This window comes from Amycolatopsis azurea DSM 43854, assembly GCF_001995215.1.
GTDB classification, from domain to species: domain Bacteria; phylum Actinomycetota; class Actinomycetes; order Mycobacteriales; family Pseudonocardiaceae; genus Amycolatopsis; species Amycolatopsis azurea.
In genome coordinates this window covers 393,711-420,367 of record NZ_MUXN01000001.1, presented here as the reverse complement: position 1 = coordinate 420,367, position 26,657 = coordinate 393,711, and the positions used below count along the sequence as shown (strand labels likewise).

Annotated in this window: 29 protein-coding genes; 19 read left to right on the top strand and 10 right to left on the bottom strand. The window is 68.9% G+C overall.

Annotated features, from left to right (window positions below; genetic code table 11):
- Positions 1-191 precede the first annotated feature (191 nt).
- Genes B0293_RS02045 through B0293_RS02025 form a run of 5 tightly spaced genes read left to right on the top strand, consistent with a single transcriptional unit; the run spans position 192 to position 4,975 of the window.
- A complete protein-coding gene (locus tag B0293_RS02045; protein ID WP_005156058.1) occupies positions 192-1,019 on the top strand; it encodes an ABC transporter ATP-binding protein in 828 nt (275 codons plus the stop codon).
- Positions 1,016-1,840, top strand: a complete 825-nt coding sequence (locus tag B0293_RS02040; protein WP_005156059.1) for an ABC transporter permease — start codon at positions 1,016-1,018, stop codon at positions 1,838-1,840. The genes B0293_RS02045 and B0293_RS02040 overlap by 4 nt, the downstream gene beginning before the upstream one ends.
- Entirely contained in the window at positions 1,837-2,997 is a 1,161-nt protein-coding gene (locus B0293_RS02035) for a sensor histidine kinase (protein ID WP_005156060.1), read from the top strand. The genes B0293_RS02040 and B0293_RS02035 overlap by 4 nt, the downstream gene beginning before the upstream one ends.
- Positions 2,994-3,614, top strand: coding sequence for a response regulator (locus tag B0293_RS02030; protein ID WP_005156061.1), 621 nt, complete (start codon positions 2,994-2,996; stop codon positions 3,612-3,614). The genes B0293_RS02035 and B0293_RS02030 overlap by 4 nt, the downstream gene beginning before the upstream one ends.
- Positions 3,615-3,628: 14 nt before the next feature.
- On the top strand, positions 3,629-4,975 hold the full coding sequence (locus B0293_RS02025; protein ID WP_039917591.1) for a serine hydrolase domain-containing protein: 1,347 nt from the start codon (positions 3,629-3,631) through the stop codon (positions 4,973-4,975).
- Here B0293_RS02025 and B0293_RS02020 read toward each other — a convergent pair.
- Together B0293_RS02020 and B0293_RS02015 are read right to left on the bottom strand one after the other, a co-directional pair.
- Positions 4,972-5,481 carry a hypothetical protein gene (locus B0293_RS02020; RefSeq protein WP_005156063.1) on the bottom strand — a complete coding sequence of 170 codons (510 nt, stop codon included), beginning with the start codon at positions 5,479-5,481 and terminating at the stop codon, positions 4,972-4,974. The genes B0293_RS02025 and B0293_RS02020 overlap by 4 nt on opposite strands.
- Positions 5,481-5,798 carry a hypothetical protein gene (locus B0293_RS02015; protein ID WP_005156064.1) on the bottom strand — a complete coding sequence of 106 codons (318 nt, stop codon included), beginning with the start codon at positions 5,796-5,798 and terminating at the stop codon, positions 5,481-5,483. Before B0293_RS02015 ends, B0293_RS02020 begins: the two co-directional genes overlap by 1 nt.
- Positions 5,799-5,913: 115 nt before the next feature.
- Between B0293_RS02015 and serC the strand changes: the two genes are divergently transcribed.
- Positions 5,914-7,041 carry a phosphoserine transaminase gene (gene serC / locus B0293_RS02010; RefSeq protein ID WP_005156065.1) on the top strand — a complete coding sequence of 376 codons (1,128 nt, stop codon included), beginning with the start codon at positions 5,914-5,916 and terminating at the stop codon, positions 7,039-7,041.
- Between the two features lies 1 nt (position 7,042).
- Here the strand turns inward: serC and B0293_RS02005 are convergent, their stop codons facing one another.
- The 5 genes from B0293_RS02005 to B0293_RS01985 all read right to left on the bottom strand — a co-directional run bounded on the left by B0293_RS02005 (position 7,043) and on the right by B0293_RS01985 (position 11,874).
- Entirely contained in the window at positions 7,043-8,242 is a 1,200-nt protein-coding gene (locus tag B0293_RS02005; protein WP_005156067.1) for a glycosyltransferase 87 family protein, read from the bottom strand.
- 92 nt (positions 8,243-8,334) lie between these two features.
- A complete protein-coding gene (locus tag B0293_RS02000) occupies positions 8,335-9,549 on the bottom strand; it encodes an ABC transporter permease (RefSeq protein WP_005156068.1) in 1,215 nt (404 codons plus the stop codon).
- Positions 9,546-10,232: an ABC transporter ATP-binding protein gene (locus tag B0293_RS01995; RefSeq protein WP_005156069.1), complete on the bottom strand. Its 687-nt coding sequence runs from the start codon at positions 10,230-10,232 to the stop codon at positions 9,546-9,548. Before B0293_RS01995 ends, B0293_RS02000 begins: the two co-directional genes overlap by 4 nt.
- Entirely contained in the window at positions 10,229-11,329 is a 1,101-nt protein-coding gene (locus B0293_RS01990) for a peptidoglycan-binding protein (protein ID WP_005156070.1), read from the bottom strand. Before B0293_RS01990 ends, B0293_RS01995 begins: the two co-directional genes overlap by 4 nt.
- Positions 11,326-11,874 (bottom strand): hypothetical protein, encoded by a 549-nt coding sequence (locus B0293_RS01985; RefSeq protein WP_005156071.1) that lies wholly within the window; start codon positions 11,872-11,874, stop codon positions 11,326-11,328. Before B0293_RS01985 ends, B0293_RS01990 begins: the two co-directional genes overlap by 4 nt.
- A 230-nt stretch (positions 11,875-12,104) precedes the next feature.
- Here B0293_RS01985 and B0293_RS01980 point away from each other — a divergent pair, with 230 nt between their 5' ends.
- The 4 genes from B0293_RS01980 (at position 12,105) to sepH (ending at position 17,232) form a co-directional block, all read left to right on the top strand.
- A complete protein-coding gene (locus B0293_RS01980; protein WP_005156073.1) occupies positions 12,105-13,910 on the top strand; it encodes an alpha-L-fucosidase in 1,806 nt (601 codons plus the stop codon).
- 464 nt (positions 13,911-14,374) lie between these two features.
- Positions 14,375-15,034 (top strand): response regulator transcription factor, encoded by a 660-nt coding sequence (locus B0293_RS01975; protein ID WP_039917534.1) that lies wholly within the window; start codon positions 14,375-14,377, stop codon positions 15,032-15,034.
- Positions 15,031-16,197: an ATP-binding protein gene (locus tag B0293_RS01970; RefSeq protein ID WP_005156076.1), complete on the top strand. Its 1,167-nt coding sequence runs from the start codon at positions 15,031-15,033 to the stop codon at positions 16,195-16,197. Before B0293_RS01975 ends, B0293_RS01970 begins: the two co-directional genes overlap by 4 nt.
- Positions 16,198-16,386: 189 nt before the next feature.
- Complete coding sequence (gene sepH, locus B0293_RS01965; RefSeq protein ID WP_005156077.1) at positions 16,387-17,232, top strand: septation protein SepH; 846 nt, start codon at positions 16,387-16,389, stop codon at positions 17,230-17,232.
- Between the two features lie 36 nt (positions 17,233-17,268).
- Here the strand turns inward: sepH and B0293_RS01960 are convergent, their stop codons facing one another.
- On the bottom strand, positions 17,269-17,637 hold the full coding sequence (locus B0293_RS01960) for an MmcQ/YjbR family DNA-binding protein (protein ID WP_005156079.1): 369 nt from the start codon (positions 17,635-17,637) through the stop codon (positions 17,269-17,271).
- Positions 17,638-17,670: 33 nt separating this feature from the next.
- On the opposite strand from B0293_RS01960, the gene B0293_RS01955 reads away from it, so the two are divergent.
- The 6 genes from B0293_RS01955 to B0293_RS01930 are packed head-to-tail and all read left to right on the top strand — an operon-like array spanning position 17,671 to position 22,101.
- Positions 17,671-18,489 carry a hypothetical protein gene (locus B0293_RS01955; RefSeq protein WP_005156080.1) on the top strand — a complete coding sequence of 273 codons (819 nt, stop codon included), beginning with the start codon at positions 17,671-17,673 and terminating at the stop codon, positions 18,487-18,489.
- A gap of 36 nt (positions 18,490-18,525) precedes the next feature.
- Positions 18,526-19,419 (top strand): hypothetical protein, encoded by an 894-nt coding sequence (locus B0293_RS01950; protein WP_005156083.1) that lies wholly within the window; start codon positions 18,526-18,528, stop codon positions 19,417-19,419.
- 32 nt (positions 19,420-19,451) lie between these two features.
- The gene (locus tag B0293_RS01945; RefSeq protein WP_005156085.1) at positions 19,452-19,907 is read left to right on the top strand and encodes a hypothetical protein; all 456 of its coding nucleotides are present in this window, start codon (positions 19,452-19,454) and stop codon (positions 19,905-19,907) included.
- Positions 19,904-21,115, top strand: a complete 1,212-nt coding sequence (locus tag B0293_RS01940; protein ID WP_005156087.1) for a putative T7SS-secreted protein — start codon at positions 19,904-19,906, stop codon at positions 21,113-21,115. The genes B0293_RS01945 and B0293_RS01940 overlap by 4 nt, the downstream gene beginning before the upstream one ends.
- 3 nt (positions 21,116-21,118) lie before the next feature.
- Entirely contained in the window at positions 21,119-21,745 is a 627-nt protein-coding gene (locus B0293_RS01935) for a hypothetical protein (protein WP_005156088.1), read from the top strand.
- A gap of 2 nt (positions 21,746-21,747) precedes the next feature.
- Complete coding sequence (locus B0293_RS01930) at positions 21,748-22,101, top strand: hypothetical protein (RefSeq protein WP_039917548.1); 354 nt, start codon at positions 21,748-21,750, stop codon at positions 22,099-22,101.
- On the opposite strand, the gene B0293_RS01925 is transcribed toward B0293_RS01930, so the two are convergent.
- Entirely contained in the window at positions 22,098-22,700 is a 603-nt protein-coding gene (locus B0293_RS01925; RefSeq protein ID WP_005156090.1) for a DUF2537 domain-containing protein, read from the bottom strand. The genes B0293_RS01930 and B0293_RS01925 overlap by 4 nt on opposite strands.
- Positions 22,701-22,727: 27 nt before the next feature.
- The gene (locus B0293_RS01920; RefSeq protein WP_005156091.1) at positions 22,728-23,543 is read right to left on the bottom strand and encodes a TrmH family RNA methyltransferase; all 816 of its coding nucleotides are present in this window, start codon (positions 23,541-23,543) and stop codon (positions 22,728-22,730) included.
- A gap of 216 nt (positions 23,544-23,759) precedes the next feature.
- Between B0293_RS01920 and B0293_RS01915 the strand changes: the two genes are divergently transcribed.
- The 3 genes from B0293_RS01915 (at position 23,760) to B0293_RS01905 (ending at position 26,620) form a co-directional block, all read left to right on the top strand.
- Positions 23,760-25,259, top strand: a complete 1,500-nt coding sequence (locus B0293_RS01915) for a glutamate-cysteine ligase family protein (protein WP_005156092.1) — start codon at positions 23,760-23,762, stop codon at positions 25,257-25,259.
- A gap of 24 nt (positions 25,260-25,283) precedes the next feature.
- On the top strand, positions 25,284-25,877 hold the full coding sequence (locus tag B0293_RS01910) for a TetR/AcrR family transcriptional regulator (protein ID WP_005156093.1): 594 nt from the start codon (positions 25,284-25,286) through the stop codon (positions 25,875-25,877).
- A gap of 74 nt (positions 25,878-25,951) precedes the next feature.
- Entirely contained in the window at positions 25,952-26,620 is a 669-nt protein-coding gene (locus B0293_RS01905) for a biliverdin-producing heme oxygenase (RefSeq protein WP_005156094.1), read from the top strand.
- The last annotated feature ends 37 nt before the right edge of the window (positions 26,621-26,657 follow it).

The window sequence follows — 26,657 nt, the reverse complement described above, 5'->3', positions numbered from 1 at the left end:
ACTTCCCACCCCTGTGCATAACGCGTTTCGTCCTCTGGATGCGGTAGTTGCGCGTGCAAGTACCGCATCCAGAGGACGAAACGCGGGAGGGGTGACGCCGGTGTCCATCGATCGGTTGACAGCCGGGTTCAGTCCTGCGGACGTCCCGGGACACCCGCCCGCCGAAGCACGATCGACGTATGAAAACCGCAGTGGAAGTGCGTGGCCTGCGCAAGGAGTACCCGGGCCACACGGCCGTCGGGGGCATCGACCTCGACATCGAACAGGGCGAGGTGTTCGCGCTGCTCGGGCCCAACGGCGCCGGCAAGACGACGACGGTCGAGATCCTGGAGGGCCACCGCGAGCGGACGTCCGGCGACGTCCGCGTCCTCGGCGAGGACCCGGGGACCGCGGGACGGGCTTGGCGCGCGCGGCTGGGGATCGTGCTGCAGACGGCCAACGACGCCGCCGAGCTCACCGTCGCCGAGACGGTCCGGCACTACGCCCGTTACTACCAGAATCCGCGTGACGCCGAAGAAGTGATCGAGAAGGTCGGCCTGACCGAGAAGGCGGGCGCCCGCGTCAAAAGCCTTTCCGGTGGGCAACGGCGTCGCGTCGACGTCGCGCTCGGGATCATCGGGCGGCCCGAGCTGGTCTTCCTCGACGAGCCCACGACCGGGTTCGACCCGGCGGCTCGGCGCCAGTTCTGGGACCTGATCCGGAGCCTCGCCCACGAAGGCACCACGATCCTGCTCACCACGCACTACCTCGACGAGGCCGAAGCGCTGGCGGACCGCGTCGCCGTCATCACGCGCGGCGCGATCGTCGCCGAGGGGACGCCGCAGACGCTGGGCGGCCGGGCGACCGCCGAGGCCACCGTCCGCTGGGCCGACGAGCGCGGCAGTCACCAGGAACGCACCCACTTCCCGGCCAAGCTCATCCGCGAGCTCTCCGCCGACGGCCGCGAACCCTCGGAGCTGACCGTCCACCGGCCCACCCTCGAAGAGACCTACCTCGACCTGATCGGAGAAGCCCGATGACGACGCTGACCCACCCGGGCAAACTCCCCGGAACCCTTTCGCTCGGCCTCATCCGGGGCTCCGCCGAAATCAAGCAGTTCTTCCGCATCCGGGAGCAGGTGATCTTCACCTTCGCCTTCCCGTCCCTGCTGATGGTCCTGCTCGGTTCGATGCTGAACTCCTCGATGCCCGGCATGGCGATCACGACCGGTCAGGTGCTCGCGGCGGGCATGATCGGGTCCGGCATCGTGTCGACGTCGTTCACCAGCATCGGCATCGGCCTCGCGTCGGACCGTGAGGCCGGCGCGCTCAAACGCCTGCGCGGCACGCCGATGCCCGCCGCGTCCTACTTCCTCGGCAAGATCATCCTGGTCGGCTTCACCAGCATCGCCCAGGTGGTGCTGATGTCGATCGTCGGCACCCTGCTGTTCGACCTGGAGCTGCCCACCGACCCGATGAAGCTGCTGACCGCGCTGTGGGTCTTCCTGCTCGGCGTCACCAGCTGCACGCTCCTGGGCATCGCGCTCAGCTCGGTGACGAAGTCGGTCAGCGGCGCGGTCGCGGTGACCAACCTGATCTACATCGCGCTCCAGTTCATCTCCGGTGTGTTCGTCACACCGATCAGCAACCTGCCGAAGGTTATGGTCACCATCGCCTCCTTCTTCCCGGTGAAGTGGATCTGCCAGGGCTTCCGCTCGGTGTTCCTGCCGGCCGAAGCGGCGACACAGGAAATGGCGGGGACATGGGAACTTCCGATGGTGGCACTGGTGCTGACGGCGTGGTGCGTGGCGGGGCTGCTGCTGGCGAAGCTGACGTTCCGCTGGTCGAACGACGGCAAGTGAACGCCTGGGAGCGGCTGTTCTGGCTCTGGGAGGTCCTCTTCGGGATCACCTTCGTCGCCACGACGGCTCTGATCCTCATCGGGGACGACGCCGCCACCGACAAGACGATCGCGATCCTGTGCCTGGTCGGCGTCGGTGTCACCTACCTGGTCCGGGGCCGCGGCCTCATCAAAGGCCCGGACTACGAGGACACCCCGTGGCTGTTCGTCGGGGTCCTGATGCTCCTGCTGACGGCGGCCACCTTCGCCACCACCACCTCGAGTTTCATCCTGTTCTTCGCCTGCCCGGTGCTCTACATGACGCTGTCGACGAAGACGGCGTCGATCCTCACCACGCTCGCGGTCCTGCTGGGTCCGCTGTCGTCGATCGTCCGGGGCGGCCTCGATCAGCCCGCGCTGCGGATCCTGGTGCCGATGACGGCGATCCTGATCATCTTCAGTCTGCTGGCCGGGCGCTACACCACGCAGATCATCGAACAGAGCAAGGGCCGGGCCGCGCTGATCGAGCAGCTGAAAGCCAGTCAGGCGGAGGTTTCCCGGCTCTCCCGGGAGGCGGGGACGGCCGCCGAACGCGAGCGCATGGCCCGCGAGATCCACGACACGCTCGCCCAGGGGTTCACCAGCATCGTCACGCTCACCCAGGCCATCGAGTCCGAAATGGACACCGATCCGACGGCGGCCCGGCGTCACCTGGAGCTGGCAGCGCGGACGGCGCGGGAGAACCTGGCCGAGGCGCGGGCGATGGTCGCGGCGCAGGGGCCGTCGGCACTCGCCTCCGGCTCACTGGAGGAGGCGTTGCGGCGGCAGGCCGAACGGCTGACCGAGGAGGCCGGGATCGCGGCGACGGTCGAGGTCGACGGCCCGCTGCCCGCGCTGCCGATGGCCACCGAGGTCGTCCTGCTGCGCGGGGCGCAGGAGGCGCTGAGCAACATCCGCAAGCATTCCCGCGCCACTCGGGTCTCGCTCCGGCTGTCCGTTGTGGACGGACGTGTCCGGCTCGGCGTGACCGACGACGGCACCGGATTCGACCCCGCCGCGCCCACCGGCGGCTTCGGCCTGGCGGGGATGCGGGGGCGGGCGGATCAGGTCGGTGGCATCGTGACGTGTACGAGCGAACCCGGTGCGGGGACGACGCTGGAACTGGAGGTGCCCGCGTGATCACGATCATGCTGGTCGACGATCACCCCGTGGTGCGGGAAGGCCTGCGCGGCATGCTGGAGGCCGAACCGGACCTGAGCGTCATCGGGGAAGCGGGTTCCGGCGACGAAGCCGTGGCGCTGAGCCGGGTCAAGCAGCCGGACGTGATCCTGATGGATCTGCGGATGCCCGGTCTCGACGGCGTCGGCGCGACCCGGAAGATCCTCGCGGACCGGCCGGGACAGCGGGTCGTCGTGCTCACCACCTACGAGACGGACGCGGACATCCTGCGCGCTGTCGAGGCGGGAGCTTCCGGCTACCTGCTGAAGGACGCTTCGCGGACGGAGCTGGCCGGCGCGATCAGGGCGGCGTCACGCGGCGAGACGGTCTTGGCGCCCTCGGTCGCCGGGAAGCTGGTGAACCGGGTGCGCAACCCGACGGCGTCGCCGTTGTCGGCGCGCGAGATCGAGGTGTTGCGCCTGGTGGCGCAGGGCAGCACGAACGCCGACATCGGCCGGACGCTCCACATCAGCGAGGCGACGGTCAAGACCCACCTGCTCCGGACGTTCGGGAAACTGGACGTTTCGGACCGCACGGCGGCTGTGACCACCGCTATGCGACTGGGGCTGCTCGGGTAGGCACAATGCGTCTCATGCTTGCCACCACCGAATTGGCGCTGCTACGCCGCCTCGCGCACGAGCAATCCTCGTGCCGCGCCCCGTCCATCGTCGCCGCCGTCGTCCGCGACGGAGAACTCGTCTGGTCCGGAGGGCGCGGTCGCGTCGACGGCGCGGCACCGGGCGCCGACACGCAGTACCGGCTCGGATCGATCACCAAGACACTCGTCGCGACGGCCGTCATGCGCCTGCGCGACGAAGGCAAGCTCGACCTCAACGACCCGCTCGAACGGCACCTGCCGGGCACCGCGTTCGGCTCGGCCACCATCGCGCAGCTGCTCTCGCACACCTCGGGCCTGACCGCGGAATCGCCGGGTTCCTGGTGGGAGCGCACGGTGGGCGCCGACTGGGACGCGCTCGTCGAGAGTCTCAAGGACGGCGCGACGCGGCTGCGGCCGGGCAGCAAGTTCCACTACAGCAACGTCGGTTACGGCGTACTCGGCGAGCTGGTCGCCCGGCACCGCGGGCAGTCGTGGCTCGACGTCGTCCGCGCCGAGATCCTCGGCCCGCTCGGCATGACCCGGACCTCGCCGCATCCGGAAGGCGCGCACGCGAACGGGTTCGCCGTGCACCCCTTCGCCGACCTCCTCATGCCGGAGCCGTCGCCGGACGCGGGTGCGATGGCACCGGCCGGACAGCTGTGGTCGACGATCACCGACCTCGCCCGCTGGACGGCGTTCCTCGGCGGCCACACCGGCGGCGTGCTGAGCGAGCGGACCGTCGCGGAGATGCGCGAGATGGTCACCGTGGACGACGGCGACACCTGGACCACCGGCTTCGGCCTCGGCGTCATGCTGGTCCGCACGGAGGGCAGGCGGCTGGCCGGGCACACCGGGTCGATGCCGGGCTTCCTCGCCTGTTCGCTGATCGACGCCGACGCGCGCATCGGCGCGCTGGTGCTGACGAACTCGACGGCGGGCGTCGGCATCACGCAGCTGTGCCTCGACCTGATGAACCTGACCGAGCAGCACGAGCCGTCGATGCCCGCGGAATGGCTTCCGTCCACTGTGGACCCGAAGCTGCTGGAACTGACCGGGCTGTGGCACTGGGGCCCGACGCCGTACCACCTGCGGCTGCTCCCGGACGGCCTGTTCTCTCTGGCGCCTTCCGACGGTGCGGGCCGCGCCTCGCGATTCGCGCCGGTCGGCGAAGACACCTGGGTCGGCCTCGACGCCTACTACGCGGGCGAAACGCTGCGGGTCGGGCGGGACTCGGCGGGGAAGCCGAACCACCTCGACCTCGCGACGTTCATCTTCTCGCGGACGCCGTTCGACCCGGCCGCGCCCATCCCGGGCGGCGTCGACCCCGACGGCTGGCGCTAGCGGAAGCGGAAGGCGGCGGTCGTGAACTCGCGACCGCCGTCCGCGCACACCAGGGCATCGCCGTAGCGGGCGTCGCCGACGACCCACATCCGGCGCCGTCCGCGCAGGGACTCGGCGAGTTCGTCCGGGCAGTCCTCAATGACGAACTTCGCCGGGTGGCCGCCGACGACGGCCCACCCACGCACGGTGTCCGCGTCCGGGTCCAGCGCGGCGGTGGCCCGCGTCCACGGTCCGAACACGACGTCGAGAACGCCTCGACGACGTCGGATCGTGAACCGCAGCGCCGCCGACCATTGGCGGATCCGCGGCGAAGAAATCTCCCCCGGGAAGTCTCCGTGCACCCAATGCGGCAGACCGGGGGCGAAGACGAGCACGAGCGTCGCCACGAAACCGACGATCGCGCCGATGGTGGCCGTGTCGTCCCAGTCGCGGAAGATCCAGTTGGCGGTGAGCCCGACGAAGTACAGGAACAGGAAGCCCCACCTCGGGCCCCACGGATCGGGCATCAGGCAGCCGGGGTGTGCCCGACGGCCGTCCCCACCGCCGCGATGAACTTGCGGGCGATGCGCTTGCCCTCGCCCCAGTCGACGAAACCGAACTTCAGGCTGGTCTGGATCGCCAGCCCCGAGCCCTCCGCCGTCCGCTCGACCTTCACCGTGACCGTCTGCCCGTAGCTGAACAGGCCCATGCTGGTCGAGAAGGTGACGTAGCCCGCGGCCGCGTCGTAGTAGGGGTTCTTCCCCTTGACCGCGGTGACCCCGCTCTGAAGGGCCTGCCACAACGCCTCAGGGGCCAGGGGGAATCGTTCGTGCACTGTCGCCATGACGCGAGAAGCTACCCGCCGGTCGGCGAGAGCGGGAGCGTGATCCCGATTCCCATATACCGGACACTCGGCACCGACTGTCAGCAGGGTCATCCCGACCTGAGAGACTGGGCACATGACCGACGCACCTGAGTTGACCCTCCCCGCGGACCTGAAGCCTGCCGATGGCCGCTTCGGCTGCGGACCGTCCAAGGTCCGTGACGAGCAGCTCGCCAACCTGGCGAAATCCGGTGCCACCTACCTCGGCACCTCGCACCGTCAGAAGCCGGTGAAGTCCCTCGTCGGCCGCGTGCGTGCGGGTCTGTCCGAATTGTTCTCCCTGCCCGAAGGCTACGAAGTGGTCCTCGGCAACGGCGGGACGACCGCATTCTGGGACGCCGCCGCGTTCGGGCTCGTGCGGGAACGTTCGCAGCACTTCACCTACGGCGAGTTCTCCTCGAAGTTCGCCACGGTGACCAAGGGCGCCCCGTTCCTCGCCGACCCGATCGTCGTCAAGTCCGACCCGGGCAGCGCGCCCGAGATCGCCTACGAGGCCGGTGCCGACCTGGTCGGCTGGGCCCACAACGAGACGTCGACCGGTGTCGCGGTGCCGGTCCGCCGCCCCGAAGGCAGCGACGGCGCGCTCGTCGCCATCGACGCCACCTCCGGCGCGGGCGGCCTGCCGGTCAAGGCCGAGGACTTCGACGTCTACTACTTCGCGCCCCAGAAGTCCTTCGCCTCCGACGGTGGCCTCTGGATCGCGCTGGCCTCGCCCGCCGCGGTCGAGCGCATCGGCGAGATCGGCGCGAGCGACCGCTGGATCCCCGAGTTCCTGTCGCTGACCACCGCGCTCGACAACTCCCGCAAGGACCAGACGTACAACACCCCGGCGGTGTCGACGCTGTTCCTGCTGGCCGACCAGATCGAGTGGATGAACTCGAACGGTGGCCTGGAGTGGACGACCGCGCGCACGCGCGACTCGTCGACCCGGCTGTACGAGTGGGCCGAAAAGACCTCGTACACGACGCCGTTCGTCAGCGACCCGTCGCTGCGTTCGCAGGTCGTCGGCACCATCGACTTCGCCGACGAGGTGGACGCCGCCGCGGTGGCGAAGGTGCTGCGCGCCAACGGGATCGTCGACACCGAGCCGTACCGGAAGCTGGGCCGCAACCAGCTGCGCGTCGGCCTGTTCCCGGCCATCGACCCGGACGACATCACGAAGCTGACCCAAAGCATCGAGTACGTCGTCGAGCGCCTGGGCTGAGCTAGCTTTCCGTGAAGGCCCCCTTCATTGCGCTAGACGCAATGAAGGGGGCCTTCACGTACTTGGAGAAGACAGCGGCCAGCAGGAGCAGCAGAAGGCCGTACAGCACAAAGGATTCCGTCGCCAGCCACCAGCCGAAGCTCCCGGCGGGGCGCGGGGCGAGCCACATCGGCGCGACCACGAACAGCGCCGCCGTGACGACCGCGAGCGCGTAGGAAACCACCGACCGCGTCCACACCAGCAGCACGAGGATCGGCACGCACCAGATCCAGTGATGCGTCCAGGTCACCGGCGAGACCAGCAGGCCGCCGATCGCGCAGGCGGTCAGCGCGAACACCGGTTCCGCGACGCGCACGATCACGAACGCGGTCAGCGCGACCACCAGGACCGCGGCCAGCACCCATACGATCTCTTCCGCCGGGCCGAACCCGAACCGCGCGAGCATCCCGCGCAGCGACTGGTTGCCGACGTACCCGCGGTCGCCGATGCGGCTGGTGTCGAAGAGGACGTTCGTCCAGAACTTCGCCGACGCTCCGGGCGCGACCAGGAACATCAGCAGGCCCGCGCCCAGGAACCCCGCCACGACCCGGGCCGCGGAGCAGAAGTCCTTGCGGAACAAGAAGAACAGGATGAAGAACGCCGGGGTCAGCTTGATCGCCGCGGCGACGCCGATCAGCAGTCCCTTCGTGCGGGCGCGGCCCGGCAGGAGGGCGTCGGCCACGACCATCAGCATCAGCAGGGTGTTGATCTGGCCGAAACCGAGCGTCGACCGGACCGGTTCCATGATCCCGCCGGCGGCCTGCGCCCCGATCGCCGCCAGGACGGCGATGGCGCGGCCGCGGACGTCGGCGCGGTCGGTGAGCGAGCCGTTGAGGGTCGCGACGAAGAGGTACACGACGATCCCGCCCGCGATGATCGACGCGAGCCCGACCAGCTTCGTCGCGACCGCCGTGGACAGCAGCGTGCCGGGTACGAACACCGCCGCCGCGAACGGCGTGTAGGTGAAGGGCAGCCAGCCACCGTGCGTCTGGACCCACGTGCCGTACAGGTCGCCCGAGCCGAGGAGCAGCCGGGAACCACCGACGTAGACCTCGAGGTCCTGGCCGTCGAACACCTTCATGGTGAACAGCACGCCGACTACGACGACTTCCAGCGCGATCAGCGCCCCCGCGAGTTTCCGCCCCGACAATCCCACCAGCACCCGGCGAGATTACCCACCGCCACCACGCAGTTGGTCCTCTGGATGCGGTAGTTGGCAACGCGAACTACCGCATCCAGAGGACGAAACGCGAGCTAGGCGAGGGCCTGGGTGGGCGGGAGCCGGGCGGCGCGCATCGCCGGGTAGGCGCCGGCGACGGCACCGACCAGTGCCGAGACGCCGACCCCGCCGAGCAAGGCGCCGACCGGAAGCACCGCGGGCCACCCCTGGCTCAGCGCATACCCGGACGTCACGAGGACACCGACCAGCACCCCGGCGATCCCGCCGAGCCCGGACAACAGCACCGACTCGGCCAAGAACTGGCCTCTCACCTGCCGTTTCGTCGCGCCGAGCGCACGTCGGAGACCGATCTCCCGGCGCCGCTCGAGCACCGAGATCACCATCGTGTTGGCCACCCCGACGCCGCCGACCAGCAACGCCACCCCGCCGAGCCCGAGGAACAGCGCGCTGTAGGTGTTCTCGGTCAGCTTCTGCGCCTCCAAGGCTTCCGACGGACGACGCACCTCGACCTCGTTCGGCGCCTCCGGGTTCATCGTGTGCGCGAGCACCGAACGGACGTTCTCGACCTGCGCGTCCTTCGCCCGGACGTACACGTTGGTCGGGTGCCCCTTGAAGCCGAGGAGCCGCTTCGCCGCGTCCCAGCCGACCAGCACCGACCGCTCGATCTCGGGCGCCAGCGGCGTCGGCCCGAGGATCCCGGCCACGGTGAACCACTTCCCGTCGAGGAACACCTGCGGCGGGTGGGCCTGGTCGACGTGGTCGATCCCGAGCCGCGCGGCCGCGACCGAACCCAGCACGACGACCGGGTAGTCGCGGGTCGCGTCCCGGAGGAACTGCCCGTCGCGAAGGGAACCGCCGATGACGTCGAGCAGATCCGGCGTCGCCGCGAAAACAGACAAGCCGGATGTCTCGTCCTTGGCGATCTTGTCGCTCCGCCGGACGGACGCGTCGGTCGAGCCGGTCGCGGACGCCGCCGTCACCGGGGCGATCCGCTTCGCCATCGGCACCGCGCTGTCGGGCAGGGTCGCGTCGCCACCGAACATCGTCTTGCCCGGCCCCGCCGAAAGCAGGTTGGTGCCGAGCGCGGCCAGCTGGTCTTGCAGCGCCTTCGCTCCCGACGCCGGGATCGCGAGCACCGCCACCATCGCGGCGATCCCGATCCCGATGCCGAGCGCGGACAGCACCGCGCGCATCGGCCGCGTCCGCATCCCGTGCGCGCCGAGGTTCAGCACGTCACGCGGGCCGAGCCGGGCCGGATCCGGCGTCTTGTCGAGCACCGGTGCGCTCACACCAGCACCCCCGTCCCGGTGTCGAGCCGGATCCGGCCGTCCCGCAGCTCGATCCGCCGCGGGATGCCCGCCGCGATCTCGCGGTCGTGCGTGATGATCACGACCGTCGTCCCCTGCGAACTCAACGTGGCGAGCAGGTTGAGGATCGCCGCGCCGTTGCCCGTGTCGAGGTTCCCGGTCGGCTCGTCGGCCAGCAGGATCGACGGCGAGTTGACGACCGCCCGCGCGATCGCCACCCGCTGCCGTTCCCCGCCGGAGAGCTCGTTCGGGAAATGCCCCGCACGATGCGCGAGGCCGACCCGGTCGAGCGCCGCCAGCGCCCGCTCGTGGCGTTTCCGCCGCGGCACCCCCGCGTACAGCAGCCCCGTGGCGACGTTGTCGACCGCGCTCACCCCCTCGCTGAGGAAGAACTGCTGGAACACGAAGCCGATCCACCGCGACCGCAACGCGGAAAGCTTGCGGTCGGGCAGTTTCGCGACGTCGTGCCCGCGCAGTTCGATGACGCCGCTGGTCGGCCGGTCGAGCGTGCCCATCAGCTGCAGGAGCGTCGACTTCCCGGAGCCGGACGGCCCGAGGATCGCGACCATCTCCCTGTCCTCGATGGACAGTGTCACTTCGTGCAGGGCGCGCACGCCGCCGGGATAGGTGCGCGAGGCGTTGCGCACGGCCAGCACCGGGGTCATGACGTCGTCACCACCCGCATCCCGGCGGTGAGGCCGGTGCCGGTGATCTCGACACGGCCGCCGGAGAACAGGCCGGTCTTCACCGCGACGAGCCGCCGTTTGCCGCCTTCGTCGACCTCGACGGCGTAGCCGCCCTCGGCGAGCGCGAGCAGCGCGCCGACCGGGACCGCCAGCACTCCACTGTGGACTTCCTTGGTGAACCGCACCGAGACCGGCGTCGAATCGAGCGACCCCGCCGCGGCCGGATCGTCCAGCTTGATCCTGACCTTGATCTTCGGCTTGCCGTCGTCCTGCCCGGCGCCGTCCTTGCCGTTCTCCGCGACCTTGCCGACGCCGGTGATCACGCCGTTCGTCGTCTTGCCGCCGGTGATGTCGACCCCGACCTTGTCCCCCTCCTTGGCGATGGCCTGCTTGGCGGCGTCGAGTTTGACCTCGACGATCCGCTCGGTGCCGGTGTACTTCAGCAGGTCGCCGCCGCCGGGGCCGCCGAGTTGCGCGGCGAGCTGCGAAACCCGGATCTCGCCCGCCGCGAGGACGACGTCGCCCTGCCCGAACGTGCCGGTCTGCTCGACCCCCAGCGACTTCTGCCACTTCTTGAGCGCGGCGGCGGTGGCCGAGGTGAACTTCTTGTCGGGCGTGCCGAAACCGCCGAAACCGAGCGCCTTCAGGTTCTCTTCCAGCTGCTTGACGTCCGGGCCGTCCGTGGCCCCGTCCGCGAGGTCACGGAAGAACGGCAGCGTGCCGTAGAACAGCGGGACCGGTTTGGCGTCGACGCCGTACACCGACTTGCCGCGGGTGAGCACGGCGCCCGCGTCCGGAAGGGACGTGATGGTGCCCTGTTTCCGGCCGGAGAGCGAGCTTTCCTCGCCGTAGCCCAGCTTTCCGTTCGCCTCCTCTTCCTCCTGCAGGTCGGTCTTCTCCACCTTCGCGGTCTCGACCGGCGGAGGCGCCTGTCCGACCTGCTGGGCCTCCGACGTGACCCTGGTCAGCACGACCACCGACGTCGTCCCGACCACGACGGCGAGGACCGCCGCGATGATGAACCAGCGCGCCCGGCGCGAACGCCGAGCGCCGCCGGGTCCTTCGTGTTCGCTCATTTCGCCGGGGCCGCCCTCATGGTCATGCCGAGACCACAGGCCTTCGCCGCTTCCTCGAACTTCTTCGGGTCACCGCCCGCGTCGCCCAGCGCGATGGCGCCGCCCTTGCCAGGGTCGGGGTCCGGGAAGTCGATGCCGTGGTCGCGCATGCACTTCGCTTCCTTGCGCATCTTGTCGAGCTCTTCCGGTGACGGCGGCTTGATCTCGCCACCGTTCGGCAGCAGCTTGCGGCACGCCTCGTCCGCGGCCTTCATCTTGTTCTCGTCGGGCATTTCGGTCGCCTCGAAGGTGACCGTGTCCTGGCCGTTGGCGTCCCTCTTGGGCTCCGGCATGTTGACGCCGTGCTCGCGCATGCACTTCGCGAAGTTGCGCCTCTTGTCCTCGTCGGACACGTTGTCGGCCTGCTGCTGCCCGTCACCGGCGCCGGCGGCCGGCGGCGAGGAGATCGAGGCGACCTTGTCGCCGCCGTCCCCGCCACCGCCGCAGCCGGCCACCAGCGCGAAGACCGCTCCGGCGATCAGTGCCGCCATCGGTCGTTTCCGCATCGCTGCTCCTTCGGTCGTCTTGGCGACCCGATTTCTACGGAGACGGCGATTCCGGCGCGGTAAGCGAAGTCGCTTATGCCGTGCTTACGGTCCCAACCAGCGGAACAGAGATCGGATGTATCTAGCCTCTTTACGGGTGAACTAGCGTCCCGACGAACCTTTCGGAGGTTCACATCGGATCTCTGGCTTCTTAGAGTCCCTGGCGACCACACCTCAGCGAGGAGGAGTGCATGAATCGCCGCAAGCCACTCCGGGCCCTGGCGGCCCTCGTCATCGCGACCACCGCACTGGGCGTCCTGCCCGCCGTCACGGAGGCCGCGCCACTCCCGTCGGACCACGCCTACGACGACCCGTTCACCGCCGACCGGACGCGCTGGTGGCGCGACGACCGGTTCGGCCAGTTCATCCATTTCGGCGCGTACTCCCAGCTGCAGGGGAAGTACGTCCGCCCTGATGGAAGCGTTTGCCAGGACGCCGAATGGATCCAGCGGAACTGTCAGATCCCGCGCGCCGAATACGAGCGGATGGCCGCGAAGTTCAACCCGTCCGGCTTCGACGCGAACGCCATCGCGCAGACGGCGAAGGACGCCGGGCAGAAGTACGTGGTGATCACGTCGAAGCACCACGAGGGCTACGCGATGTGGCCGACGAAGGTCAACAAGTTCAACCTTCGCGATCATTCGGCGTTCGACAAGAACCGCGACATCCTCGCCGAACTGAAACGCGCGACGGCCGCGCGAGACGTCAAACTCGGCTTCTACTACTCGATCTGGGATTGGCACGACCCGGACTTCCCGGATCCGGCGACGTTCCCGAAGTACAAGGAGCGGATGTACGCCCAGCTCAAGGAACTCGTCGACGACTATCACCCGGCGGTGCTGTGGTTCGACGGCGAATGGAGCACCGACCGGCCCAACAACCCGTGGACCGAAAGGGACGGCGAGGAGCTGGAGGCGTACGTCCGCAGCCTGGATCCGTCCATTGTGGTCAACAACCGCGTCGGCAAACGCCGGGTGGTCGACGGCGACACGGGAACCCCCGAACAGGAGATCCCGGACAAGCCGGTCGACGGGCAGCTGTGGGAATCGTGCATGACCCTCAACGGCAGCTGGGGCTACGCCGAATGGGACCACAACTGGAAGTCCTCGGCGGATCTGACCAGGAAACTGCTCTCGATCGCCGGGCGCGGCGGCAATTTCCTGCTCAACGTCGGACCCGATCGCCTTGGCCGAGTTCCGCAGGAATCCGTCGACCGGCTGAAGCAGATGGGACAGTGGCTGCGGACGGCCAGGCAGTCCTCCGCCGTCTACGGAGCGGGCGCGCCGGGTCTCGTCTCAGAACCTCAATGGGGCGTCGTCAGCAGGCGCGGCGACAAGCTCTACGCGTCGGTGTTCGATTGGCCCGCTTCGGGCGGTTCGCTGACGCTCGACGCGTTGGCGCCCTTCCGGGTCCGCGACGCGCGAGTGCTCGGGAGCGGGCAGCGCGTGAAGGTCGAGCAGACCTCCGGGAGCGTGAAACTCATGCCGTCGGGCGGCCGGACGAACGATGTCGCGACCGTCATCGAACTGAGCGTCGACCCGCTGCCGCAGGCACCCGCCGGACGCGGGACCGGGCTGACCGCCGAGTACTGGCCGAACGCGGACTTCACCGGGACGCCGACGGTGCGCCGGATCGAACCGGGCGTGAACCACAACTGGAAGTTCACCGGATCGCCCGACGCGAAGATCCCGGCGGAGTCCTTCTCGTCGCGATGGAGCGGCCGGGTCACCGCGCGGGACACCGGGAAGTACACGTTCACCACGGTCTCGGACGACACCGTGCGGCTGTGGGTCGACGGGAAACTCCTGATCGACAACACCACCCCGCACGGGCCAAGTGTCGACAAAGCGACTCTGGACCTGGTTGCCGGGAAGTCGTACGCGATCCGGCTCGAACAGACCGAACGCGGCGGTGAGGCGTCGATGAAACTGCTGTGGTCCAGCCCGAACACACCTCAGCAGGTGATCCCGGCGCGGCAGCTCCACCCCGCCGGCTGAGCCACGCCCACCGTCGCCGGTGATGTCGCGTGCTTGAAGCCGTAACTCGCGTGTTTCCAGACGTAACTCACGTGCTTCCAGCCGGATCACGTGAGTTACGGCCCCAAGCACGCGAGTTACGGCTTCAAACACGTGAGTTCCGGTTTCGACGCCACCCGGCTGGCTGATCCACGCCGCCGGCGGCGGTGTCGCGAGAGCCACTTTCGGGACACCTGATGTCCTGAAAGTGGCTTTCGCGGCACCGAGAGTCCTGCCAAGTCTCGCGAGTGGCCCACGAGACCCGGCCCGCTTCCCGCCAGGCGATCAACCCCATCGGAGCGTGTTGCGAAAGCCACTTTCGCAACGTTGAAGGTTGCGAAAGTGGCTTTCACAACAGCACCAGCCCGCCGATCCGCCGTGGGCCCGGTGGGTCGGCTGATCCGCGCTTATCCCGCGCTTACCCCCATCCGGGGCAGACTGACCCGGTGCGAGTGCTGGTGGTGGAAGACGAGCGGCTCCTGGCGGACACGATCGCCGAGGGCCTGCGACGGTTCTCCATGGCCGTCGACGTCTGCTACGACGGCGGCCAGGCCCTGGACCGGGTGGGGGTGCACGGCTACGACGTCGTCGTGCTCGACAGGGACCTTCCCGTTGTGCACGGCGACCAGGTCTGCGCCGCGGTGATCAGGACCGGCGGCGAGGCGCGGGTCCTGATGCTGACGGCCGCCGCCGACGTCGACGACCGGGTCGCCGGGCTCGGCCTCGGCGCCGACGACTACCTGACGAAACCGTTCGCGTTCGCCGAACTCGTCGCGCGGGTCCAGGCGCTGTCGCGGCGCGCGCGGCCGGCGCTGCCGCCGGTGCTGGAACGCGGCGGTGTCGTCCTCGACCTGCCCCGGCACCAGGCGTCGCGTGACGGCCGGTTCCTTCCCTTGTCCCCCAAGGAATTCGCGGTACTGGAGGTGCTCATGCGCGCCGAAGGAACCGTGGTCAGCGCGGAAGAACTGCTGGAGAAGGCGTGGGACGAGCACGCCGACCCGTTCACGAACGCCGTCCGGGTGGCGATGATGACGTTGCGGCGCAAACTCGGCGATCCGCCGCTGATCGAGACCGTGCCCGGCGCCGGTTACCGGTTCGGGCCGTGAAACCGCTCCGGATTTCCCTGCGCACCAAGCTGACGGCGCTCTACGGCGGGGCGTTCCTGGTCGTCGGGCTCGCGTTGCTGATCGTCAACTACCTGCTGGTGAGCTCGAAGCTGCCGGATTCGGCGGCGTTCGCGACCGACAGCACCGCCGGCGTCGCGATCCAGCGCGCCCAGACGTATCCGATGGACACGGCGACCGTCCTGCCCGCGCAGCGCGCCGAAGCGGTCCAGCTGGTCGCGACCTCGATCACCGAATACCGCTCGGACGTCCTTTCGACCCTGCTGTGGCAATCGCTGGTGGCGCTGGCGATCGCCGGCGCGCTCGCGGTGCTGTTCGGCTGGCTGATGGCGAGCCGGGTGCTGCGGCCGCTGCACGCGATCACCTCGACCGCACGGAAACTCGAGGTCGAGAACCTCGACCGGCGGATCGACCTCGACGGTCCCGACGACGAACTCAAGGAACTCGCCGACACCTTCGACGGCATGCTCGACCGGCTCGCCGTGTCGTTCGACAGCCAGAAACGCTTCGTCGCCAACGCCTCCCACGAACTGCGGACCCCGCTGGCCGTGCAGCGCACGCTGGTCGAGGTGGCGATGGCCGACCCCGACGTCAGCCCCGAGGTCCGGAAACTCGGCGAGCATCTGCTCTACACCAACGAACGCAGCGAACGGATGATCGAGGGCCTGCTCGTGCTCGCCCGCAGCGATCGCGGTCTCGCCACGCGCGGTCCCGTCCGGCTGGACGAGGTCGCGGCGACGGTGATCCGGTCGGCGTCGGCGATGGCCGAGGAAGCGGGCGTCACGGTGGAGTCGCGGCTGCGGCCGCGCACGGTGTCCGGCGACCCCGTGCTGCTGGAACGGCTGATCACGAACCTCGTGCACAACGCCATCACCTACAACCGCAAGGGCGGCTGGGTCCACGTCGACATCGGCGGCGATCCGGCGCTGGTGGTGCGCAACACCGGCCCACAGGTGCCGCTCGACGCCGTGCCCGCGCTGTTCGAGCCGTTCCGGCGGCTTTCCGGCGACCGGACCGGCGACTCGCGCAACGCCGGGCTCGGGCTGTCGATCGTCCGGTCCATCGCCCAGGCGCACGGCGGCGCCGCGGGCGCGGAACCGGGCGGACGCGGCGGCGGACTGGTCGTCCGGATCCGGCTGCCCTAGATTCCCCCGATCGTGACTGTGTGTGTCCAGCGCGTCACGCGGCGGGCCGTGCACTGCTCCGACAGAATGCACTTGCGGTCATGAACAAAATAGTGAGCAGGACACATGACATCGGCGCGCCTCACACGTCAAGGCGACGCGCCGTTTTAACGTGGACACCCACAAAGGTGAAGAATCGGGGAGGCGAGAATGCGAGCGCTACGGGTGGTCGGGCTGCACGAGGACGGTAAGTCCATCGTGTGCGAAGACCCGGCGAGCCGCACGCGCTTCCTGCTCCCCGCGGATGAGAGGCTGCGAGCGGCGGCGAGGGGTGACATCACCCGCCTCGGCCAGATCGAAATCGAGTTGGAGAGCCAAATGCGGCCACGCGAGATCCAGGCACGAATCCGGGCCGGTGAGTCCGTGGAGCAGGTCGCGAGCAGCGCCGGCGTGACCGTGCAGCGGGTCGAGCGGTTCGCGTACCCCGTCCTGCTCGAACGATCCCGCACCGCCGAACTGGCCCAGCGCGCGCACCCGATCCGCGAAGACGGCCCCGACGTGCAGACCCTCGGCGAGGTCGTCGCGCACTCCTTCGGGCAGCGCGGCCACGACTACAGCCAGGCGACCTGGGACTCCTGGCGCGGCGACGACGGCAAGTGGGTCGTCGTGCTGAGCTGGAAGGCCGGCCGCTCGGACAACCGCGCGCACTGGGCGTTCGCTCCCGGCGCGCACGGCGGCACCGTGCAGGCACTCGACGAGAACGCCGAAGTCCTGCTCAACCCCAACGCTTACCGCGCCCCGCGCACGGTCAGGGCGCTGGACCCCGCCAAGGAACCGGCCGTCCAGCCCACTTTGGATTCCGCTCCGGACGAGCCGGTCGCGAAGGTGATCGACGCGCCGATCGCGGAGCCCGACGAAGACGTCGAGCCACCACTCCCGGCTGACGAGCCGGAGGAAGTGGCCGAACCCGCCCCACGGGCGAAGGGGAAGAAGAACCACCCCATCGTTCCATCCTGGGAAGACGTCCTACTGGGCGTCCGATCGCAACGAGGTTGACTTCGCACGTAATGGCCCCTTCCGGTGGAGGGGCCATTACGTGCGTCCGGGGACCTGCGCGATCAGGTACTTCGGCGCCACGAGGCAATAGGCGTCGGTGACGATCCGCTCGATCTCGGCCCAGTCGACGTCGACGTCCAGCCGGACCCCGATCCAGCCGCTGTGCCCGACGTACGGCGGCCGGAAGAATCGCTCCGGCTCGGCGCCCACCAGTTCCTCCTGCGCGCCGGGCGGCGCCGGGCACCAGAAGGCGACCTTGTCGTCTTGATGGTGGTGGTCGGCGTACTTGACGAACGTCTTCTTGCCGCGCACGAACCACGCCGGCTCGCCGTGACTGAGACGCTCGGTGGCTTCCGGCAGCGCGAGGCAGAGCCGTCTGAGTGAAACGAGCGGGTCACCGGCCATGGATCTCAGTATCCTCGTGCCGGGGGGATGTTCATGCAGGATTGGTACACCCGCGCGGTCCGGTTGCGTTCCGAGGTGTTCACCGGGACGCCGTACGCCCACGTGTCGCCGATGCAATGGCAGATCGACCCGGCGAGTCTCCGCGGGATCGCCCACGACCGCGGCTACGTGGAGATCCCGTCGATGTTCCAGGGCTGCCTGAGTTTCCAGTTCGCGCCGCGGCAATTCTCGCAGCCGCCCGCGTTCGACGGCCCTGACCGGCCGGACAAGGACCGGGAACGCTGGCTGCTCAACCATCTCAGCGGTTCGGACCGGGTCTGGATCAGCCTCAAGCACGCGAACCTCTCCGCCCGGCGAGTCGCGGAAGTCGCCGGGTCGGAAGGCCTGCGTGTCGCGGCGGACTTCAGCGACCGGAACGACCGGATCCTCCTGCTCAGCCGCGATCCGTCGGCACCGTGGCTTCCGTTGCCCGCCCCGGTCGGGGTCCGGTTCCGCTATGCCTGGCTGAACTACATCGCGCCGGTCACGGTCTTCCTGCTCCTCGCCATCGCGGCGATGATCGTCGGCGCGCCGGACCAATTCGAGAACCCGGTGTCCTCGCTGCTGTTCTTGGCGGCTTTCATCGGCGCCATCCCGGCCGCTTTCACCACCAGTCTCTTCCCGCGCACCGCCCGCGTCGGCTGGCTCGCGCGGGAATTCGACGGCAGCCAGCACGTGGAATTCGCGCTGCGGTCCTATCAGATCTCGCCGGAACTGGTCACGCAGATCGCCGGGTATCACGGTTACGTGCTTTACGCGCAGACCGCGACACAGGCGGGCGGGCCGATCCTGAAGTTCTCCAAACGCGTCTGACTCGGTTACCCTCGGCGCCGGGGAGGGTGATCGTCGGTGTACCTGTCGCAAAACGGCATTCAGCCGGTCTCTCTGGGCGTCGACTGGGCGTGCAGGCTGGGCGCGTTGCGGTATCTGCATTTCGACGGCCGCCCTCTCGTGCACGTCTCGCCCACCGAATGGGTGATGGATCCGCAGGTGATCCGGCAAATGGCGGCCGACCGGCGGTATGTCGAAATCCCTCCCCCGGATCCGAATGTCCTGAGTTTCCAGTTCGCGCCGGACAGCTTTCCAGGACGGCTCTTCGACGTCTGGCAGCCGAACCCGGATCCGGCCGCGCAACGCCGCCTGCTCAAACGGATCCGCGGCAAGAACGAGGCTTGGCTCAGTCTTCGGGACGTGAACCTGGCCCGCCGGTTTGTCGCCGAACTCGTCCAGCAGGACGGCATGGTCGTCACGCGGGAACTCGTGACCAGTGCCGACCGGCTTCTCCTGGTGCGGCGTGACCCCGCCGCCCCTCCCGCCCACCGATCCGGCTTCCACCCCGGCTCGCCGAACTTCCCTCTGTTCACCGGCTTGGTCGCCGGCCTGCTCTGTTGTGCCCTCATCCTCATCGGCAACCTGACCCCGCACGAATGGTTGTTCTACCTCGGCGCCGTGCTGCTGCTTCCCACGATCGTGGCCGGCGCGCTCTGGAATTACCTGGTGCCGCGTTCCACCCGGGCAGGCTGGCTCGCGAACCGGTTCGCCGCCGGTGATCCGGCGGTACAGGTCAACTCCATCGCCTACGGGCTCGACCCGGAGCTCGTCGCGCAGATGGCCGCCGGTTTCGGCTACTTCCACACCTCTTGGATCCGGCACAAATACGAGTGGCAGAGCGAAATCGTCTTCGTCCGGGGAACGCTCACGAACGGGCGATCGTCAGACCCCGGGGCGATCGGGCGGCCCTAAGCTTTCGAAAGCGATCCACAGGGGAGGGTGGCATGGCCGGGTACACGGTGAAGATCGCCGAACTGGGGAAACTCATCGGCGATCTGGAAACCGGCGCCGACCGGATGGCGGACGCGAACAAGAAACTCTCGGGCGGCGGCGCGTGGGGAGCACTGGGCAACGAGGATCTCGCGAAATCCGGAATGGACTTCGAAGAGGCCTGGGAATTCGGTATCGGAAGGCTGGGTGAAGCCGCGGAAGGCGTCACCGCAAGGCTGAAAACGGCCCAGCAGAAGTACCAGAAGATGGAAGAAGAGTTCGGCGGCGGCCTGAACAAGCTCGCGGAGCTGATTCCCGATCCGGCCGACGGCCCGTCAGCCGGTGGCACGCCGGAACCCGATGGCCGGGGTGGCCCCGACCTGTCACCGCGTTTTCCGCTCGACGACGGCGGTCCGGTCGGCGGCGGCTACACCGGTGGCATCACGGACATCCTCGGAGGTGGCCGGTGACCGGGAACCAGTACCCCGCGCTGGGCTTCGACCCGGCTCCCGGCGACGTCGGAGGCGTCGGTGATCTGGCCGGGAAGTACCGCACGGTCAGCCGCGACCTCGCGGAGGCCGACACCATGCTGCGCCAGATCGTCACGAAGCAGGGAATCTGGACCGGCGAGGCCAGCGAGGCCTTCGCCCGGCGGTTGGGGCCGCTGCCCGAGTACCTCGACGGCGCGGCCCGCTCGATGGCACAAGCAGCGTATGCGCTCGAAGGCTGGGCTCATGACCTAGGCGAGATGCAACGTCAAGCGGCCGATCTGGAACAGCGGGCCAAGGCCGCTGCCCGAGCCGCCGAGCAGGCTCGCGCCAACCCCGACTTCGCGCTGACGAACCGGACCTTCACCGACCAGCAGTCCTTGCAGATCGCTCAGAGCCTTCTGGACAACGCCGGGAGGCAGCTTCAAGCGGCCATCGACGCCTGCACGGAGATCCAGGAGACCGCGAAGAACCTGCTCGAACAGCACACTTCGGCCGCCGTGCGTGTCGCGGATCTGCTCCGGAAGGCGAAGGAACTCGCCCCCGACGAGCCCGATCTGCTGGACGACGTCGTCGACGCGGTCACCGGGGTCGTCACCGAGCTCGTGAACGCGACCGCCGACGCCGTGGACGCGGCCTGGGATTTCGTCCAGGACCACGCCGAGGTGCTGTCGAAAGTCTCCGACGTCGTGGGAGACGCCGGAAACGTCCTCGGGCTGGCCGGGGAGTTCATTCCACCGCCTGTCGGCGAGGTCGTCTCGGCCGTGGGAACCGGCCTCGGGGTCGTCGCGACCGCGGGGCACCTCACCGCCGCTGCGGCAGGCGCCGACGTCTCACTGGAGACGCTCGCGTTCGACGTGGCGGGCGTGACCACTTCCGCGCTCGGCGCCATGTTCCCGAACAGTCCCTGGATCAAGCCCGTCGGTCTCGGCTTGGTCGGCGCGCAGGCTCAGACCGACGCAGGCACCGAGCTCGCGGGTATCGGCTTCGAAGGACCGATCGACGACTTCAAGAACTACTGGTGGCCGAAGGACGCGGGCCAAGCCGCCATGGCGGCGAGTTCGATCTTCACCGGGATGCCCGCCCTGTGGGGTGCGGTCGCGGTGGCCAACGCCACCGAAGCCGGGATCGAGGCGGACGAAAAGCCCGAACGGCGACGCGAACGCGCGGAAGACAAGGCTTGGAGCTGATCGATGACCTCGACCGAAACAGGTCTGCTCCTGGACCTGCCGCCCGGCTTCATCGGCATGCCCGTGACGAACGACGACGAAGCCAACGCCGGGATCGCGACGGCGGTCGGGCAGAAGGTAGGCGCCGCCACCGGGACGAGTGCCGAGCAGTTCAGTGATCACCTGCTGTCGCTGACCCCTTATCTGAAGAACAACGGCATCCGGTTGTACGGAAGGTTCGCTGTCGGTGAGGGGCCGGAATCCATCGCCACGCTGACGCTGGGGACCGTCTCCTGGTCCGCTGCCCGGCGAGAACGGTCGACAGTGGACCGCGACGTGGCGACGGCCGCGTTGCTGGACGTCTACCGCCGGAATCATCCGCGGGCGGACGCCCGTCCGGTGCGGCTTCCGATCGGTCCGGCGCTGGCGGCGATCGAGGTCGGCGAATTCCGCCTGCCGCCCGAGGTCACAGGGCAAGCGGCCGAGGTGGTCCGTCTCAAGGTCAGAGCCGAGTACCAGATTCCACTGCCCGGTGACGAAGGTTTGGTGATCCTCGCGGTGACCGCCGACTCCATGACGGCCTGGCCCGCGATCGCGGACGCGACCGCTCGCCTGGCACACAGCCTTCGTCCAGCCGACACGGAGAAATGAGCATGGCGGAACTCAGCAACCCCCAGCTGATCGAGGAAATGCGCTGGCAGTTGCGCGAGATCGAAGCGCGCAAAGCCGAGAACGTCAAAGCGCTGGCCGGGCTTGCCGCGTCGGGCGGGGTGACGGAGGTGACGTCGCCCGACGAGGCGGTGACGGTGACCGTCGGCCCCGGCGGGGTGATCGGCGAGGTCCGGCTCACCGACAAGGCGATGAGCGTGGGCGCGGGCGCGCTCGGCGCGGTCATCACCGCGACGATTCACCGGGCGCTGACCGGTGATCCCGCGCCCCGGCCGAAACGTCCGGCACCGGCGGAGGTGGAGCACGACGAGCCGGCCGACACCGTTTTCGATCTCTAGAAGACGACGATCAGCACGCCGATCCACGCGATCACGATCCCCGCGGCCGCGCCGAACGACGCCCACCGCACGATCGGCACCCGCCGCGCGAGCCACAGCGACGGGGTGATCCCGGCGGTCACGACGGCGGACGCGAGCAGCGCGAGCCAGCCGTTGGTCTCGCGCGCGAGGGTGTTCGCCAGTGCCAGCATCGCCACGACGACCACGGCCGCGACGAACGCGGAGATGGTCAGCCCGGTCAGCCACGGCGTCGGTTCCCCGGCGGGGTCCGGCGTGCCGAAGAGACGGCGCGCGAGTTGACTGCGGGGTGCGGGCGTGGGCGGGTCGACGATGACGCCTTCGCCGGAGACGGGGTCGACGAACCGGACCGAGGTGCCCATCGTGGCGGCGACCCGCTGGGCGAGCTGACGGCCTCGCTGGGAGACCACGGAAACGGCTTCGGTGCCGGAGTCGCCGACGACCGACGCGACACGCGCCCATTCGTGCAGCGCCTGGGCGAGGTCCGAACCGATCGCGAGTGAGTGCGGGTCCACCTCGCGCGCGCTTTCGCCGCCCGGCCCGGCCAGCACCGCGCGTCCCTCACGGATCCGCAATTCCATGGGTTCTCCTCGTGATCGCTCGGGTGCTCACGATAGCGGTGGACGCGTCTCGTAGAACGCGATCGCGCCCGCCGTGGCGACATTCAGCGAATCGACGCCTTCCGGCATCGGGATCCGCACCGCGACATCCGCGGCGGCGATGGCCTCGCCGGTCAGGCCGGGGCCTTCCGCACCCAGCATCAACGCGACCTTCTCCGGAGTTTGATCCCGTAACTGGCGCAGCGAAACGGAATCCGCACGAGGAGTGAGGGCCGCGATACGGAAACCGCGTTCCCGCAGCAGTTCCAGGTCATCGGGCCAGGAGCCGAACGTGGCGAACGGGACGCGCAGCACATGCCCCATCGAAACGCGGACGCTGCGCCGGTACAACGGGTCCGAACAGCCGGCGCCCAGCAGGACCCCGTCGACGCCGAGCGCGGCCGCGTTGCGGAACAGCGAGCCGAGATTCTCGTGGTCACCGACGCCTTCGAGGATCGCGAGCACCCGCGCGCCGTCGATGACGCTTTCGACCGTCGGCGGCGGGACGGGCCGGTCCGCGACGGCGAGGATCCCGCGATTCAGGTGGAATCCGACCGCGTCGGCCATCGTCTCGGCCGAGGTCACGTAGCCGGGGACGTCGATGCCGTCCAGGTCGTCGCCCAGTTCACGGAATCGCCGTTCCACTCCGAGCAGGGCACGGACCGGATAGCGGGATTTGAGCAGGCGTTCGACGACGACGGTGCCTTCGGCGATCACGAAGCCACGCCCACCCGGCCTATCGGGTCGCCGATCGGCTGTGGACAAGTCGCGGAAATCGTCGAGCCGCGGGTCGCCGGAGTCGTCGATGGTGATCAGTTGAGCCACCAGGAGAGTGTGTCATCCGCCTGCCGCGCACCCTTTGCGTCCGAACGTCCAGGACCAGGTAGTACGAATGGAGGTTTTTTGCTGTAAGTTAACCCCTAGTGACAGAGAGCACCAGTTTGGCCGCTAGCCGGGCGACGGCGATGCGTGAAACCGTTGGGCCGCCTGGCAGTCCCGCCTGGATCCCGCGGAGCGTGGCCAATGAGGAGCTCGACGAACATGGGTAAGAATCTTTCGGCGGACCCCTGTCAACCGCAAGATCGCGGACGGTACCGCCGAAAGGTCCAGCGCTGTCTCGACACCCTGGCCAGAATGCTCACCGACGGGAGCTTTTCCTTCCCTCGCAAGAACATCGGGCTGGAAGTCGAACTCAATCTCGTGGACGCCGAGCTGCGTCCGTCGATGACGAACACGACGGTGCTCGAGGCGTTGAACGATCCGTCGTTCACCACCGAACTCGGCCAGCACAACCTGGAGCTCAACGTGCCGCCGCGGCCGCTGGCCGGCGAGTCCGCGCTCCAGCTGGAGGAAGATCTCCGCGCGTACCTGGGCGCGGCCGCCCGCACGGCCGAGGAATCCGGCGCCTCGCTGGCGATGATCGGCATCCTCCCGACGCTGCGGCACGAGCACTTCGACCAGAAGTGGCTCACCAACAACGCCCGGTATTCGCTGCTCAACGACCGGATCTTCGCCGCGCGCGGTGAGCGCACGGTGCTTTCGATGGAGGGCGCGCCGCTTCCCGGCAGACAACCCGAGCGTCTGCGCAGTTACTCCGAATCGATCCTTCCCGAGGCCGCCTGCACCTCCGTCCAGCTCCATCTCCAGGTCGCGCCGGAGGAGTTCGCGGCGCATTGGAACGCGGCGCAGGCGCTGGCCGGGGTCCAGATCGCGGTCGGCGCGAATTCGCCGTTCCTGCTCGGCAAGACACTCTGGCACGAGACGCGGATCCCGCTGTTCCTGCAGGCCACGGACACCCGGCCGGAAGAACTGAAGAACCAGGGCGTGCGGCCGAGGGTGTGGTTCGGCGAGCGGTGGATCACGTCGATCTTCGACCTGTTCGAAGAGAACGTCCGGTACTTCCCCGGTCTGCTGCCCGAGACCGACCGGGAGGACCCGATCGAAGCGCTCGACTCCGGCCAGGCCCCGAAGCTCACCGAACTGCGGATGCACAACGGCACGGTCTGGCGCTGGAACCGGCCGGTCTACGACGTCGTCGACGGCATGCCGCATCTGCGGGTGGAGAACCGCGTCCTGCCCTCGGGCCCGACCGTCGTCGACATGGTCGCGAACGCGGCCTTCTTCTACGGCGCCCAGCGGGCGCTGGCCGAGGCCGACCGTCCAGTGTGGACACAGATGTCGTTCCAGGCGGCCGAGGAGAACATGTACGCGGGCGCGCGCCGGGGTTTCGACGCGCAGCTGTACTGGCCGGGCATCGGCTGGATCCCGCCGGACGAGCTGGTGCTGCGGGTCCTGTTGCCGCTGGCGCACGAGGGATTACGCCGATCGGATGTTTCGGATGCGGCGAGAGAGCGCTATCTGGGCGTCATCGAGCAGCGCTGTCTCACCAGGCGGACCGGTGCGGCGTGGCAGCGCGAGTTCGTCCTGCGCATGGAGGAGCGCGGCGCCGAGCGGGAGACCGCGCTGAACCGGATGCTCGGGCGGTACCTGGAGCTGTCGGCCACCGACACTCCGGTGCACACCTGGCCGCTGGAGGCCTAAGGTTTCCTCCCAGGGAGGTGGCTCGTGCCCAAGATCATCGGCCGGTCGCTGGAGGAGCACCGGCGCGAGGTCCGCAGCAGGGTGTTCGACGTCCTGCGCGGGCAGCTGTACGAGCGCGGATTCGACGCGGTCACGCTCGCGGGGGTCGCGGCCGAAGCCGGTCTCGGCCGGACGGCGATGTACAACCACTTCCCCGACAAGGAGAGCCTGCTGGTCGCCTTCGTCGAGGACGAGGCGACGCGGTACGTCGAACGGCTGACCGCGGCCGTCGCGACCGCCGACACCCCGGTCGCGAAGCTTTCGACGTTCGTCCGGCTGCAGCTGCGGGTGCTGGCGGAGTACCACTTGCCGCCGGGGACGGCGCTCGCGTCGGCGCTGGCGCCCGCCGCGTACCGGCGGATCAGCGCGCACGCCGATCCCATCACCGGCCAGCTGCGGGAGATCCTCGCCGAAGGGGTGCCGGAAGAGGACCCGGACGTGCTGATCCCGATGATCACCGCCGCACTGGGCAGCCGTCAGGTCGTCGACGTGCCACCCGAACGACTGGACGACGCGATCGAAGGAGCGGTCCGATTCGTGCTCAGAGCGGTCGGCATGACCGAGAATCGTGAAGATTAGGGTAGCCTAACTCGGGGTTGTGCCTTACGCTCTTTCTGACAGCATGTCAGATCGATGCTTTGGAGGCTGTGTCCATGCCGGTGACCACCGACGTCGAATCCGGGCCGTTCTCCGCGAACCTGCGCGCCTCCACCATGGCCGCCCACGAGCGGGCCAATCACTCCGAGTACATGAACGCGCTGCTCGGCGGCGAGCTCTCGCTCGAGGGGTACACCCGGCTGGCCATCCAGTACTACTTCATCTACCAGGCCATCGAGCGCGCCGCCGACAAGCTGGTGAACGACCCGGTGGCGGGCAAGTTCGTCTTCGAGGAACTGCGGCGGGTGCCGAGCCTCGAACGCGACCTCGAACACCTCGTCGGCCCGGACTGGCGTGAGACCGTCCGGCCGCTGCCATCGACGGAGCGTTACGCACGGCGCGTGGCCGAGGCGTCGGACTGGTCCGGCGGGTTCGTCGCGCACCACTACACCCGCTACCTGGGCGACATCGCCGGCGGCCAAGTCATCCGACGGCTGCTGGAGCGCAAGTACGAGGTGCGCGAGGCGGGGTCGCTGTTCTACCACTTCGACCAGCTGGGCAGCGCGCCCAAGTTCCGGGACGACTACCGCGCACAGCTGAACTCGGCGCCGTGGAGCGAGGACGAACGCGCGCGGCTGATCGAGGAGGCGATCGTGGCCTTCGAATGCAACATCGCGGTGTTCGACGAGCTGGCGAGCGAACTGGACGCGTACCGGGCCGCTTGACCTCGCGAGGCGTCGGTGCGGGTGGTCGTGAGTGGTA

Bases quoted from the DNA above. Each gene is read 5' to 3' on its own strand.
- B0293_RS02040 (WP_005156059.1), top strand. From the start codon at position 1,016: ATGACGACGCTGACCCACCCGGGCAAACTCCCCGGAACCCTTTCGCTC.
- B0293_RS02025 (WP_039917591.1), top strand. From the start codon at position 3,629: ATGCTTGCCACCACCGAATTGGCGCTGCTACGCCGCCTCGCGCACGAG.
- B0293_RS02020 (WP_005156063.1), bottom strand. From the start codon at position 5,481: ATGCCCGATCCGTGGGGCCCGAGGTGGGGCTTCCTGTTCCTGTACTTC.
- B0293_RS02015 (WP_005156064.1), bottom strand. From the start codon at position 5,798: ATGGCGACAGTGCACGAACGATTCCCCCTGGCCCCTGAGGCGTTGTGG.
- serC (WP_005156065.1), top strand. From the start codon at position 5,914: ATGACCGACGCACCTGAGTTGACCCTCCCCGCGGACCTGAAGCCTGCC.
- B0293_RS01995 (WP_005156069.1), bottom strand. From the start codon at position 10,232: ATGACCCCGGTGCTGGCCGTGCGCAACGCCTCGCGCACCTATCCCGGC.
- B0293_RS01990 (WP_005156070.1), bottom strand. From the start codon at position 11,329: ATGAGCGAACACGAAGGACCCGGCGGCGCTCGGCGTTCGCGCCGGGCG.
- B0293_RS01985 (WP_005156071.1), bottom strand. From the start codon at position 11,874: ATGCGGAAACGACCGATGGCGGCACTGATCGCCGGAGCGGTCTTCGCG.
- B0293_RS01980 (WP_005156073.1), top strand. From the start codon at position 12,105: ATGAATCGCCGCAAGCCACTCCGGGCCCTGGCGGCCCTCGTCATCGCG.
- sepH (WP_005156077.1), top strand. From the start codon at position 16,387: ATGCGAGCGCTACGGGTGGTCGGGCTGCACGAGGACGGTAAGTCCATC.
- B0293_RS01960 (WP_005156079.1), bottom strand. From the start codon at position 17,637: ATGGCCGGTGACCCGCTCGTTTCACTCAGACGGCTCTGCCTCGCGCTG.
- B0293_RS01955 (WP_005156080.1), top strand. From the start codon at position 17,671: ATGCAGGATTGGTACACCCGCGCGGTCCGGTTGCGTTCCGAGGTGTTC.
- B0293_RS01945 (WP_005156085.1), top strand. From the start codon at position 19,452: ATGGCCGGGTACACGGTGAAGATCGCCGAACTGGGGAAACTCATCGGC.
- B0293_RS01935 (WP_005156088.1), top strand. From the start codon at position 21,119: ATGACCTCGACCGAAACAGGTCTGCTCCTGGACCTGCCGCCCGGCTTC.
- B0293_RS01930 (WP_039917548.1), top strand. From the start codon at position 21,748: ATGGCGGAACTCAGCAACCCCCAGCTGATCGAGGAAATGCGCTGGCAG.
- B0293_RS01925 (WP_005156090.1), bottom strand. From the start codon at position 22,700: ATGGAATTGCGGATCCGTGAGGGACGCGCGGTGCTGGCCGGGCCGGGC.
- B0293_RS01915 (WP_005156092.1), top strand. From the start codon at position 23,760: ATGGGTAAGAATCTTTCGGCGGACCCCTGTCAACCGCAAGATCGCGGA.
- B0293_RS01905 (WP_005156094.1), top strand. From the start codon at position 25,952: ATGCCGGTGACCACCGACGTCGAATCCGGGCCGTTCTCCGCGAACCTG.